Origin of the sequence: Haloplanus sp. HW8-1, from assembly GCF_023703795.1 — an archaeon.
In the GTDB taxonomy this organism is placed as follows: domain Archaea; phylum Halobacteriota; class Halobacteria; order Halobacteriales; family Haloferacaceae; genus Haloplanus; species Haloplanus pelagicus.
The window spans coordinates 1,955,129-1,968,334 of sequence record NZ_CP098518.1 but is presented as its reverse complement, the minus strand read 5'-3'; the positions used below and the strand labels follow the sequence as shown (position 1 = coordinate 1,968,334).

General features: G+C 64.6%; 6 protein-coding genes, 2 tRNA genes and 3 rRNA genes. 4 read left to right on the top strand and 7 right to left on the bottom strand.

Annotated elements, in window-relative coordinates; translation table 11 throughout:
• Positions 1-3: 3 nt before the first annotated feature.
• The 5 genes from NBT82_RS10510 to NBT82_RS10490 form a co-directional block, all read right to left on the bottom strand.
• On the bottom strand, positions 4-1,890 hold the full coding sequence (locus NBT82_RS10510) for a hypothetical protein (RefSeq protein ID WP_251328071.1): 1,887 nt from the start codon (positions 1,888-1,890) through the stop codon (positions 4-6).
• Between the two features lie 257 nt (positions 1,891-2,147).
• Positions 2,148-2,269, bottom strand: a 5S ribosomal RNA gene (gene rrf / locus NBT82_RS10505).
• A gap of 121 nt (positions 2,270-2,390) precedes the next feature.
• Positions 2,391-5,307 (bottom strand): 23S ribosomal RNA (locus NBT82_RS10500).
• Between the two features lie 208 nt (positions 5,308-5,515).
• A tRNA-Ala gene (locus NBT82_RS10495) sits at positions 5,516-5,587 on the bottom strand.
• A gap of 137 nt (positions 5,588-5,724) precedes the next feature.
• Positions 5,725-7,194 (bottom strand): 16S ribosomal RNA (locus NBT82_RS10490).
• Together the 16S, 23S and 5S rRNA genes with 1 tRNA gene alongside form the textbook arrangement of a ribosomal RNA operon.
• A 480-nt stretch (positions 7,195-7,674) precedes the next feature.
• Here NBT82_RS10490 and NBT82_RS10485 point away from each other — a divergent pair.
• The gene (locus NBT82_RS10485; RefSeq protein ID WP_251328070.1) at positions 7,675-8,235 is read left to right on the top strand and encodes a TATA-box-binding protein; all 561 of its coding nucleotides are present in this window, start codon (positions 7,675-7,677) and stop codon (positions 8,233-8,235) included.
• 97 nt (positions 8,236-8,332) lie between these two features.
• Entirely contained in the window at positions 8,333-10,150 is a 1,818-nt protein-coding gene (locus NBT82_RS10480; protein WP_251328069.1) for a DEAD/DEAH box helicase, read from the top strand.
• On the opposite strand, the gene NBT82_RS10475 is transcribed toward NBT82_RS10480, so the two are convergent.
• Positions 10,147-11,193, bottom strand: a complete 1,047-nt coding sequence (locus NBT82_RS10475) for a pyridoxal-phosphate-dependent aminotransferase family protein (RefSeq protein ID WP_251328068.1) — start codon at positions 11,191-11,193, stop codon at positions 10,147-10,149. The two genes, NBT82_RS10480 and NBT82_RS10475, sit on opposite strands and share 4 nt — an antisense overlap.
• 88 nt (positions 11,194-11,281) lie before the next feature.
• Between NBT82_RS10475 and NBT82_RS10470 the strand changes: the two genes are divergently transcribed.
• Positions 11,282-12,241 (top strand): AIR synthase family protein, encoded by a 960-nt coding sequence (locus NBT82_RS10470; protein ID WP_251328067.1) that lies wholly within the window; start codon positions 11,282-11,284, stop codon positions 12,239-12,241.
• On the opposite strand, the gene NBT82_RS10465 is transcribed toward NBT82_RS10470, so the two are convergent.
• A complete protein-coding gene (locus tag NBT82_RS10465) occupies positions 12,238-12,999 on the bottom strand; it encodes a hypothetical protein (RefSeq protein ID WP_251328066.1) in 762 nt (253 codons plus the stop codon). The two genes, NBT82_RS10470 and NBT82_RS10465, sit on opposite strands and share 4 nt — an antisense overlap.
• A 96-nt stretch (positions 13,000-13,095) precedes the next feature.
• On the opposite strand from NBT82_RS10465, the gene NBT82_RS10460 reads away from it, so the two are divergent.
• Positions 13,096-13,169 (top strand) — tRNA-Tyr (locus NBT82_RS10460).
• Positions 13,170-13,206 lie beyond the last annotated feature (37 nt).

The following is a 13,206-nucleotide window of genomic DNA, read 5'->3' as shown; positions in this document are numbered from 1 at the left end:
CAGTTATCGGCCGTTACCGTTGCCGCCGGCATTGCCGTTGCCGCCGCCGTTACCGTTGCCGCCAGCGGCGCCGTCCGCTTCGTCTTCTGCTTCGTCTTCGTCTTCTGCTTCGTCTTCGTCTTCTGCTTCGTCTTCGTCTTCTGCTTCGTCTTCGTCTTCTGCTTCGTCTTCGTCTTCTGCTTCGTCTTCGTCTTCTGCTTCGTCTTCGTCTTCTGCTTCGTCTTCGTCTTCTGCTTCGTCTTCGTCTTCTGCTTCGTCTTCGTCTTCTGCTTCGTTCTCGCCCTCGTCTTCTGCTTCGTCTTCGTCTTCTGCTTCGTCTTCGTCTTCTGCTTCGTTCTCGCCCTCGTCTTCCGCTTCGTCTTCGGGTTCGTCGGACCGGCCCGGTGCCTCGTCCGCGTTACCCGGCTTGTCCTCGTCGGTCTCGTCGTCAGTCTCCTCAGTTTCGTCGTCTTCGGGCTCCTCGGATCGCCCCGGTGCATCGCCCGCGTTACCCGGGCCGTCCTCGCCGCCGTCGGACTGCCCCGGTGCCTCGTCCGCGTTACCCGGCTGCTCGGTCGGCGGTCCGGCCGGAACGATCCGGGACTGGTTGCCGTCCCCCTCGGTGTCGTTTCCGTCATCCGCGTCGTCCGGATCCGCGTCGGCGGGCGGGCCGCGCTGGTCGGCGTTCGACGGGTTGTTGTTCGTCACGAACTCCGAGACCTGCTGTCCGAGCGGGCCGCTGAAGCCCGACCCCTTCAGCGCGTCGACGAACGCGGCAACGACCTGACCGAACGGCCCGACCGGCTCCGGAACCGTCAGCTCTGCCGTCGTCGTCGCCGTGTCGTTCCCGTCGGCGGCGGTCACCTCCACCGTGACGTTCTCGGCGGGTGCGGGGAGGACGACCGTTCCACTCTCGTCCGTCTCGTACTCGCCAGCACCGGCGTACGTGCCGTCGTCGAGGGCCGTCACCTCGACCGTCGCGTTCGTGACGGGGTCGCCGAGTCGACCGACGGATACGGTCACCGTGCCGTCCGTGGCCTGTTCGACGCCCACTCCGAGCGTCTGCACGGGTTCGACGATCACCGAGGTCGTCGTCTCGTCACCGCCCTCCGTGGCCGTGATGGTCAGTTCGGTCGTCTCGTCGGGATTGGCGAGCGTGACCGTCCCGTTCGCGTCCGTCTCGTACTCGCCGGTGTCGACGTAGGTCGTGTTCGCCGTCACGTTCACCGTCGCGTTCTCTACCGTGTCGTTCCCGCGTGTGACCGTCACGACGACCGAGCCGTCGTCGGCTCCCTCCACGGCGACGTCGAGCGCCGGATCGAGCGTGACCGTGGTCGTCGCCCCGTCACCATCGGCCGTCGCTTCGACCGTCACCGTCACCGACGCCGACGGGTCGGGGAGCGTGACCGTTCCGTTCGCGTCCGTCTCGTACTCGCCCGTCCCCGCGTACGTCACGTTCTCGTCGGTGGTCACGTTCACCGTCGCGTTCTCCACCGTGTCGTTCCCGCGCGTCACCGTCACGACGGCCGAGCCGTCGTCGGCCTCCTCGACGACGACGTCAAGTGCCGGATCGAGCGTGACGGTCGTCGACGCGTTCGTGTCGTCGGCAGTCGCTTCGATCGTCACCGTCACCGACGCCGACGGTTCTGGGAGCGTGACCGTCCCGTTCGCGTCCGTCTCGTACTCGCCGACTCCGGCGTACGTCGCGTTCTCGTCGCTGGTCACGTTTACCGTCGCGTTCTCGACTGCTGTCCCGTTGCTGGCGACGGAGACCGTCGCGACGCCCGTCTCGTCGTCCTGCGTGACGTCGATCGACAACGTGTCCGTCTGTGCGGCTACCGTCGCTGGCGCCACCGCCGACACCAGTAATACGACTGTGATCAGTATCGCACCGGTTCGGTTCGTGCTCATTCCGTTCGTCCCCTGAATCCGAACCCCATTAAATCGGGAACGCGCTGAACCCGGTTTCGGGCCCGTTTTACCCCGATTAAGCCGGATTTAATCCGGCTACTGGAAGGATACTCCCTCCGATCCGACGGCGGAGAAACGACCGGCGCGGCCGCTGTTCGGGCGTGGGTGTGGCGGCAGCGGCGGTGCGGTCGCTCCGTGTATATGGAAAGGGCGAGCGACGCGTCCGAACGCGTCGCTCGCCATCCGTAGTATGAGTAGTGAGGCGGCGAACCGAGACTCCCAGAGGGTCGCCCACTCCAGTACTGCTCGATACGCAGGCGGGCTTAACGTCCGTGTTCGGGATGGGTACGGGTGTGCCCCCGCCGCTCTGGCCGCCTTCATGCCGACCGACGGAATCGAACCGTCGTCACGCCAGCGTCGGTCTGACCGTATGTACGTGCGATCCAGTTTGCGCCTGGACCCGACAGTCAAATCGAATCGGGTCACAGTGCGAACTCCAATGAATGTGGCTTGGACTGTTAGTGCTCGCGGGCTGAACGTCTCGTTGCCTCGACGCGTACACCCCGAGTCTATCTAACTCGTCTTCTACGAGTGTCCTCGGTGGTACCTCTTTTCCAGGTGGGTTTCGAGCTTAGATGCGTTCAGCTCTTACCCCGTGGTGCGTGGCTGCCCGGCAACTGCCTTCTCAGACAACCGGTACACCAGTGGCACCCAGGCGGAGTTCCTCTCGTACTATACGCCTGTTCCCGTCAGGTACCGTCAACACCCCCAATAGATAGCAGCCGACCTGTCTCACGACGGTCTAAACCCAGCTCACGACCTCCTTTAATAGGCGAACAACCTCACCCTTGCCCGCTTCTGCACGGGCAGGATGGAGGGAACCGACATCGAGGTAGCAAGCCACTCGGTCGATATGTGCTCTTGCGAGTGACGACTCTGTTATCCCTAAGGTAGCTTTTCTGTCATCCACGGGTCCCATGAATGAACCTCGTGGGTTCGCTAGACCACGCTTTCGCGTCAGCGATCCTCGTTGGGAAGATCACTGTCAGGCCTCCTTGTGCTCTTGCGCTCTCTTCCGGGTTTCCGACCCGGATGAGGAGACCATCGGGCGCGCTCGATATCTTTTCGAGCGCGTACCGCCCCAGTCAAACTGCCCGGCTACCGGTGTCCTCCGCCAGGAGTGAGAGTCGCAGTCACTACCGGGTAGTATTTCAATGCTGGCTCGGTGGCCCGCTAGCGCGGGTACCTGTGTACCGCCTCCTACCTATGCTGCACAGTAGCGACCACGTCTCAGCGACAGCCTGCAGTAAAGCTCTATAGGGTCTTCGCTTCCCCTTGGGGGTCTCCAGACTCCGCACTGGAACGTACAGTTCACCGGGCCCAGCGTTGGGACAGTGGCGCTCTCGTTGATCCATTCATGCAAGCCGCTACTGAAGCGGCAAGGTACTACGCTACCTTAAGAGGGTCATAGTTACCCCCGCCGTTGACGGGTCCTTCGTCCGATTGTACTCGGTGTTCAGATACCCGCACTGGGCAGGATTCAGTGACCGTACGAGTCCTTGCGGATTTGCGGTCACCTATGTTGTTACTAGACAGTCGGAGCGCCCGAGTCACTGCGACCTGCTCTTCCACAGAGCAGGCATCCCTTATTGCGAACGTACGGGACTAACTTGCCGAATTCCCTAACGCCGGTTGCTCCCGACGGGCCTTGGCTTTCGCTGCCAGAGCACCTGTGTCGGATCTCGGTACGAACACCACACTCGTCTTTTCACGGGCTCTAGGTACGACCGATTTACACTATCTCGAGAGTTGGCCGCTTCCTGCCATTACGGCTTCCACGGCGGTACTCGATTCGACCGGGCGAAAGCCCGGCTCGGTTGTCCCCAAAGCGTCGACTTTCAACGTGTGGTGGCACTGGAATATTAACCAGTTTCCCTGTTGTCTCGGTCGAGTTACGGCGAGACTTAGGATCGGCTAACCCTCGGCTGATTAGCAGTGCCGAGGAACCCTTGCTCGTAAGGCCGTCGGGTGTCACACCCGACTATCGCTGCTACTGTGACCAGGATTATCGTCACCACTCGGTCCATACGAAATCTCTCCCGTACTTCCGCCCGAGCGGAGTGCCAGCCTACGCGATTGTCCTGTGACGGACACGGGTAGGTCTCGGTGGTGGATTTGAGCCCCGATCATTTTGGGCGCCCCGAACCTCGGCCGGTAAGCTGTTACGCTTTTCTTAGAGGGTAGCTGCTTCTAAGCTCACCTCCCGGCTGTCTAGGGCTCGGGACCACCTTCGATCGCACTTAATCCACACTTGGGGACCTTAACCTACCGCTGGGTTGTCTCCCTTACGGTGCACAGGCTTACCCCGCACACCGGACTCCCTGCGTCTGTGGCGTCCGCAAGTTCGGAGTTCGACAGGATGGCCGACTCCTCTCGGAGGCGGGTCATCCAATCGGTCGCTCTACCTCGCGGACTACCTCAGCAGAGGTCATGCTTCGACATGTTTCGGCTGGAACCAGCTGTTGCCGGGTTCGATGGGCCTTTCACCCCTACGCATAGGTCACGGGAGGGTATTGTAGGACACCACCCCTAACGGGCCTCCACGTGCCTTTCGGTACGCTTCACCCTGCCCACGCGTAGATCACCCGGTTTCGGGTCGCACCCACTTGACTCCCCGCGCTTGAACACGGTGGCCCTGGTCCTAAGACTGCGGCCGTATCGGTTTCCCTGTGCCTTCCTCGATGGTCGAGTTAGGCTCGCCAAGCAAGTGCACTCCCTGGTTCGTTTTTCAAAACGCACGACGGAACATCGGCTTCCTTCGAGTCCTACTGGTGGGTCGCCCCACGGTCGTTTATCGAAGGACCTTGTATGCCCCGTCGCTCGATCGCCAACTGAGTTCAGGCTCTATTGCAGTTCCCTTCTCGGGATACTTTTCAGCGTTCGCTCACGCTACTTGTTCGCTATCGGTCTCGAGGAGTGTTTAGTCTTCCCGGTTGATGCCCGGGACGTTCACGAGGAATATCCAATCCCCGCTACTCTTGAACTGACTCGCGTCGTACCGTGTCCCGATACGGGGCTGTCACCCTGTATCGCGCTCCGTTTCAGGAGACTTCTCGGGACGGGTCGGACGGTGATCGTCAGTCGACACCACATGTCTCGTGAGAGATTCGGTTTGGACTGGCCCGCGTTCACTCGCGGTTACTAACGGGATCGCGGTTTGCGTTCTGTTCCTGCTCCTACTGAGATGTTTCAATTCGGAGCGTTCCCCATTGCGCGAGGCAATTGCGAGGGGATTCCCATTCGGAGATCCTCAGTTCTTTCCTTCCATGCAGGTCCCTGAGGCTTATCGCAGCTTGGCACGTCCGTCATCGGCTCTCGAGCCGAGCCATTCACCAGCTGGCACAGTAGCCAGATTGATGGTTGTCACACTAGTGACCCGGTTTGACTGTCGGGTCCAGTGGACGCCTGGATCGCACGTACACACGGTCTCATTACGCTCTCGTGGATGCGAGCGCGTTCGACCCTTCCCAGCCGCGCTTTCGCGGGCTGGTGCATCGGTCTTGCGTAACCCAACCCAACGCCGTCTCGCACTTAAGGCGTGCGATTCGGCGCGGGTGGGTTGGCATGGACCCACTGGGATTCGAACCCAGGGCATCCTCCTTGCAAAGGAGGCACTCTACCGCTGAGCTATGGGCCCGCTTCCACCACAGGGCGGAAGCGTTGGCGTAGTGGTGTGAGCCGTGGTGGTTCTACGGTGCCCGATCGGTGCGGTGGGCGAACCGTGGACGGCAGTGGTCGTGTGGTGGGCCTCCCGTGAGGGAGGTCCCGGTCAGTAGGAGGTGATCCAGCCGCAGATTCCCCTACGGCTACCTTGTTACGACTTAAGCCCCCTTGCGGAGCCCAGATTCGACCGTCGTGCGACGGCCTCATCCGGACCCCACTCGGGTGCTTTGACGGGCGGTGTGTGCAAGGAGCAGGGACGTATTCACCGCGCGCTGCTGACACGCGATTACTACCGAATCCAGCTTCATGAGGGCGGGTTTCAGCCCTCAATCCGAACTACGACCAAGTTTAGGAGATTACCGTCCTCTTTCGAGGTTGGAACCCATTGTCTTGGCCATTGTAGCCCGCGTGTAGCCCAGCACATTCGGGGCATACTGACCTACCGTTGCCCGTTCCTTCCTCCGTGTTGGCCACGGCAGTCCTCCTAATGTACCCACCCGGCCGAAGCCGGTGCTGGCAATTAGGAGTGCGGGTCTCGCTCGTTGCCTGACTTAACAGGACGCCTCACGGTACGAGCTGACGGCGGCCATGCACCTCCTCTCAGCAGCTCTGACAAGGTCATCAACCTGATCGTCATTGTTGCTGTCGATGCTGGTGAGATGTCCGGCGTTGAGTCCAATTAAACCGCAGGCTCCTCCGGTTGTAGTGCTCCCCCGCCAATTCCTTTAAGTTTCATCCTTGCGGACGTACTTCCCAGGCGGTCTGCTTAGCGGCTTCCCTACGGCACAACACCCACTCGTAGTGGGAGTCACACCTAGCAGACATCGTTTACGGCCAGGACTACCCGGGTATCTAATCCGGTTCGAGACCCTGGCTTTCGTCCCTCACCGTCGGATCCGTCTTCCCGAAGTGCTTTCGCCATCGGCGGTCCGTCCAGGATTACGGGATTTCACTCCTACCCAAGACGTACCCTTCGGGTCTTCCGGTCCCAAGCCACACAGTTTTCACCGGACGCCCGCCAGTTGGGCTGGCGGATTTCCCGATGAACTTGCGTGGCCGGCTACGAACGCTTTAGGCCCAATAAGATCGGCCATCACTCGAGCTGCCGGTATTACCGCGGCGGCTGGCACCGGTCTTGCCCAGCTCTTATTCCAGCACCTCCCTACGGTACTGAAAAGCGAGGACTATATGCCCTCGCACTCGGGGTCCCCTTATCGCACTTGCGTGCAGTGTAAAGGTTTCGCGCCTGCTGCGCCCCGTAGGGCCCGGAATCTTGTCTCAGATTCCGTCTCCGGGTTCTTGCTCTCACAACCCGTACCGATTATCGGCACGGTGGGCCGTTACCCCACCGTCTACCTAATCGGCCGCAGCCACGTCCTTCAGCGCGTAAGCTTTGCACGTCTCGGTATTCCAACGTGAGACGGGGATGAGCTATTAGCCTCAGTTTCCCGAGGTTATCGCTCGCTGGAGGGTGGTTTGGCCACGTGTTACGGAGCTATTCGCTACGAGTCTAAACTCGTGCAACTAGCATGGCTAAATCGGACCCCGATAGCAATGGCCTCCGGCAGGATCAACCGGAATGGGCTCACTCTTGCGAGTGAGGGGTGGCGGGGAGATTGTCTCTCTCTGAGAGACAGTCTCCGCGTCGTATAGACCACTGAGGTCCGTGGTTCGAGTCACCGCGCCGACCGGGTGACACCGAACCACCAAGGCTCACATCAGATCCCGGCTTACGGCGGACCGCAGGGGTGGGATCCTCATGTTTCGTCCGGACCTGAACCGAGGAGGGCAACCCACATAAGCCCGTTGATCGGGCGTGGAATCGCCCCGGTCGGCGTGACCGGTCCGGGGAGGCCGGGGGCACCGTCGCCCTCGCCCTTCGCATTACATTCCGATGGGAGGTGAATACTTAACCCCTCTGATCTCCGCCGAAATCGGCTGCCGGACTGATATTTGCGTGGTGATCCCTCTCGTGGGGGCGGGCCCCACGGGCGGTGGGCGCGCCTCCGTCCTGCCGCCGTGGTCCTTTATAAGGATGGGGATACCAATGTCGCGCATACGATGAGTGACCCGGCAGATTCGATAGAGATTCAGAACGTGGTGGCATCGACGGGAATCGGACAGGAACTCGACCTGGAGGCACTGGCCGAGGACCTCCCCGGTGCCGACTTCAATCCGGACAACTTCCCGGGGTTGGTCTACCGGACACAAGAACCGAAGGCGGCGGCCCTCATCTTCCGCTCCGGCAAGATCGTGTGTACGGGCGCCAAGAGCATCGACGACGTACACGAGGCACTCGGCATCATCTTCGGGAAACTCCGCGACCTGCACATCCCGGTCGAGGAGGACCCCGAGATCACCGTCCAGAACATCGTCTCCAGCGCCGATCTGGGACACACGCTCAATCTCAACGCCCTGGCCATCGGTCTGGGCCTGGAGGATGTGGAGTACGAACCCGAGCAGTTCCCGGGACTGGTCTACCGGATGGACGACCCCGACGTGGTGATCCTGCTCTTCGGGAGCGGCAAGATCGTCATCACGGGAGGGAAACGCACCGTCGACGCCGCCGAGGCGGTCGAGGTGATCGTCGACCGGATCGACGACCTCGGCCTCCTGGGGTAGGTCGCGTCACGGACCACCGCCCCGACCCGCCCCATCGACAGCGACGGCCGTCCGCCGGGTCACAACGCGTTTCTCCGTCGGGCCCCTACGGCGGCCGATGACCGAGACGCCGACGGACGAGGCCGACGCCGTCACACTGGAGTCGTTTCTCGACGCGTTACAGGACGAGGGACGACCCGTCGCCACCGCCCAACAAGTTGCCCGCCGACTCGGCTGTTCGCAGGCGGCCGCGGGCGCGGCGCTCGACCGGTTGGCCGCCGGCGGCGACGTCGAACGGCTGGATGTGGGCGCCGATCCGGTGGTCTGGTATCCGACCGAGTGGGGGCGCCTCGCCGACCGCGAGCGCGTGATCCTCTTTCCCGAACGGCGCGAACTCGTCGTGGACCAGCCGACCCAGTACACCCGCGCACAGCTCTCCCGCGTCGCGCACCTGGTCGACACCTCGGGGACGAAGGGCTACCTCTATCGGATCCGTCGGGAGGACGTGTGGGCGGCACCGTTCGACGAGTTCGAGGGGTTCCGGGACACCCTCCGGTCGGTACTGCCCCGGCGCTCCCCGCACCTGGAGGAGTGGATCGAACGCCAGTGGACCCGCGCCGAGCAGTTCACGCTCCGGACGCACGAGGACGGCTACACCGTACTGGAGGCGGCGAGCGAGAGCTTGATGGGAAACGTCGCCAGACAGAAACTCGACGAGGACCACCTCCACGCACCGATCTCGGACACGGAGAGCTGGGTCGTCGAGGGGAGCGAGGCGGCGATCAAGCGAATCCTCTACGAGGCGGGCTACCCCGTCGTCGACGACCGCGACCTCGAAACCGGCGATCCCCTCGACGTGGAACTGACGACCTCGCTGCGGGACTACCAGCGCGACTGGAGGGATCGCTTCCTCGACCAGCGAGCGGGCGTGTTCGTCGGTCCCTCGGGGAGCGGGAAGACGGTCGCCGCCATCGGTGCGCTCGCGGCGGTCGGCGGCGAGACGCTGATCCTCGTTCCGAGCCGCGAACTCGCGGGTCAGTGGCGGGCTGAACTCCTCGAACACACGACCCTCGACCCCGAAAACGTCGGCGAGTACCACGGCGGCGAGAAGGAGATACGGCCCGTTACAATCGCCACCTATCAGATCGCGGGGATGGACCGCCACCGGTCGCTGTTCGACCGTCGGGAGTGGGGGCTGATCGTCTACGACGAGGTCCACCACATCCCCAGCGAGGTGTACCGCCGGAGTGCAGACCTCCAGAGCAAGCACCGTCTCGGCCTCTCCGCGACGCCCGTTCGGGAGGACGACCGCGAGACGGACATCTACACGCTCGTCGGGCCGCCGATCGGCACCGACTGGGACGCGCTCTTCGACGCGGGCTACGTTCAGGAGCCCGAAGTGGAGATCCGGTATCTGCCTTGGGCGACCGACGAGGATCGAAACGCGTACGCGAGCGCGGAGCGGCGCGCGAAACACCGGATCGCGGCGGAGAATCCGGCGAAGGTCGACGAGGTCCGGCATCTGCTCGCCGAGCACCCCACCGCCAAGGCGCTGGTGTTCGTCGACTGGCTGGACCACGGACGGGCCATCGCCGAGGCCGTCGACGCCCCGTTCGTGAGCGGCGAGACACCCCACCACGAGCGCGACCGCCTGTTCCGCGAGTTCCGCGAGGGCGAGCGCCGGACGCTCGTCGTCTCCCGCGTCGGCGACGAGGGAATCGACCTCCCGAACGCGGAACTCGCCGTCGTCGCCTCGGGACTGGGCGGGTCGCGTCGCCAGGGCGCCCAGCGTGCCGGTCGGACGATGCGTCCCGCGGGGAGCGCCACGGTGTACGTGCTGGCGACCCGGGGGACGAGCGAGGAGGACTTCGCCCAACGACAGATGCGCCACCTCGCGGAGAAGGGGATCCGCGTGACCGAGCGTGGCGTCGACTAGAGCGTCGCCGCCAGCGCGTCCATGGTCCGTTCGACCTTCTCGACGTCGGCGTTGTACCCCATGTGGCCGACACGGAGCACGTCGTCCTCTAGACCGCCGAGCCCGGTCGAGAGCGTCACGTCGTGCTCACGATGCAGGCGCTCCTGCAGGTCGGTCGCCCGGCCCGGCACCGAGAGGGCGGTGACCGTCGGCGAACTCCGCTCGGGACGGGGGTAGGGTGCCAGACCGAGTTCGCGCGCCCGCTTCCGACAGACGCGGGCGGCCTCACGGTGGCGGTCGTAGACGGCGTCGAGTCCCTCCTCCAGCAGCCGATCCAGCGCCGCCTCCAGCGCGACGACGAGCGTCGAGAGGTGGGTGTAGGGGTAGGGCTGTTCGGCGTCGTGCCACGGAAGCAGGTTGGTGTACAGCGAGTCGGGGTCACGGGCTTCGATGCGGTCCCACGCGTCGTCGCTGACGGCACAGACCGCGAGTCCCGGTGGTGCGCTGAAACACTTCTGTGACGCGCCGAGCGCGATGTCGATGCGGTCGGTCGGAACCGGAACGCCACCGAGCGACGAGACGGCGTCGACGACGGTGAGGACGTCGTGGGCGTCGAACAGGTCGAGCGCGGGGCAGAGGTCGTTGAGCGTCCCCGTCGGTGTCTCGCAGTGGACCATCGTCGCGAGGTCGAACTCGCCGTCGTCGAGTGTTCGCTCCAGGGCGTCGAGAGGGAGCGGGTCGTCGTAGTCGGCGCCGACGAGCGTTGCCTCGCCGCCGTAGCTCTCGACGAAATCCGCGAAGCCGTCGCCGTACGGGCCGTTCGAGAGACAGAGCACGCGGTCGCCGGGTGCGACGGTCGACGCGATGGCCGCCTCCAGTCCGAGGATGCCCTCGCCGCCGAGGACGACCACCTCGTCGTCGGTGCCGTACGCCCTCGCCAGCGTGTCGCGGAGGCCGTCGTATCGGTCGGCGAAGGCCGGATCCACGTCGGGGTTGAGCAGTTCCTCGCTGGCCGCCTCCCTGACCGACGGGGGGAGCGCCGTCGGACCGGGTGTCATGAGCATAGTCAACGTTGCCGGCGGGAGGGCTTGTAGGGTGCGGTCCGGCCGCCGACGGGAAGGCACATGAGCGGGGCGGGCGTACGGATCGCGCATGACCGGTAAGCTCGACCCGGCGGTGCTGTCGGAGTTCGTCCTCTCCCGGACGGGCGCCGCCAACCCGAACCTGCTCGCGGGGCCGGCGTTCGGCGAGGACGCCGCGGCGATCAGGGTCAGGGAGGGAACGCTGATCGTCAGCACCGATCCTATCTCGCTCGCGGCCGACCGCATCGGCCAGTTGGCCGTCGCGGTCGCCTCGAACGACGTAGCGGCCGCCGGCGGCCGTCCCGAATACCTCCTGAGCACCCTCCTGCTCCCCGATGCGGACCCCGACCTGCTGGGGACGATCACCGGCCAACTCGACGCGGAGTCCGATCGTCTCGGACTGGCGATCGCCGGTGGGCACACGGAGGTGGTCGCCGGCCTCGACCGCCCGCTCTGTTCGCTCGCCTGTCTCGGGATGGCGGATCGCTTCGTCGCCACGGGCGGAGCGACCCCGGGCGACCGTCTCCTTCTCACGAAGGGCGCGGGCATCGAGGCCACGGGCGTCCTCGCGACTGACTTCCGGGACCGCCTCGACGTGTCCACCGGCGTGCTCGACCGTGCGCGGGCGGCGTTCGACGACCTCAGCGTCATGCCCGAGGCGGCCATCCTCGCACCGGTGGCGACCGCCATGCACGACCCCACCGAGGGCGGCGTCCTCGGAGGGCTGATCGAGATGGCGCTGGCCGGCGAGGTTACCCTCGTCGTCGACGCCGACGCCATCCACGTCCGCGAGGAGACCCGCATGCTCTGTGATGCCGTGGGCGTCGACCCGCTTCGAGTCCTCGGCTCCGGGGCGTTGCTGGCGACCGTCCCCGACGACGAGGCGGATGCCGCGCTCTCGGCGCTTCACGACGAGGACATCGCCGCCGTCGACGTCGGCCGGATCAAGGGTGACGAACCGGCCGTCGAACTGAACGGGAACCGCTACACGGAGCCGATCCGCGACGACATGTACGCGCTCTGGGACTAGAGGTCGGGATCGGCCCACCGGTCGTCCGGATCGACCGCCGCGAGCGCGTGGGCGACCTGTTCGTCGGTGTAGTCGTACTCGTCGAGCGCCAGGAAGAGCCGCTTCCAGCGCGCGCTCACCTCGGTTTCGCCTTCGGGGCCGACACGTGCGCCGTGGATCCGAAAGAACGGCGAGCTACGACCCAGTCGCTTCCCCTCGCCGGTGTGGCCGTCGAGGGCGACGTCGTACTCGCCGCCCTGAGACAGGTCGTCGGCCGTGACTGGGAACGTGTGCGTCGGCTCCTCGCCTTCGGCCCGTGCCTCGGCGCGCTTCCTCGCGACGGCGTGGAAGCCGTTGACCGCGTTGGCGCCCTCGCGAGCGCCCCGCGTGCGGGCGACGACCAGTGCGGCCTGCACCGCCGCCATCTGTCCTCGCCGGGAGTCCATGTCCCATCGCTCGGCCAGTTCCTCGTATCGACCCACGAGCAGGGGCGCTCGCGTGTCCGCCTTCAGGTCTTCGACGACGAAGGTGTTCAGTCGTTCCCAGAGGTTCCACCCGAAACCGGATCGGGCGAGTTCCCACGCACACCACGCCGACGCCTCCTCGTCGCCCCGTCGGATCGCCTTCTGGAGTAGGCTGACGACCGCGTAGCGATTGAAGCCGCCATCCGTCTCGTCGGCACCGGTCTCCGCCCCGAAGTCGTTGGTGCCCGTCGCCTCCGGCGCCTCCGTCTCCAGTTCGCCGTCCGGCCCGAAGGTGGCCTGGCGCTCCTCGTCCATGCGACGTCGATGGCGACCGGCCGACGAAAGGGTTCGGGTCCGGCCGCCGAGTAAATGAGAATCCTTAAGTCCAGTCTGGCGATTACGTTTACGTGCCCGCCCTTAGCTCAGACTGGTAGAGCAGCCGACTGTAGATCGGCTTGCCCCCCGTTCAAATCGGGGAGGGCGGATACGAAATAAAGACGGTCCCCTCGCGGGCGGTCAGTC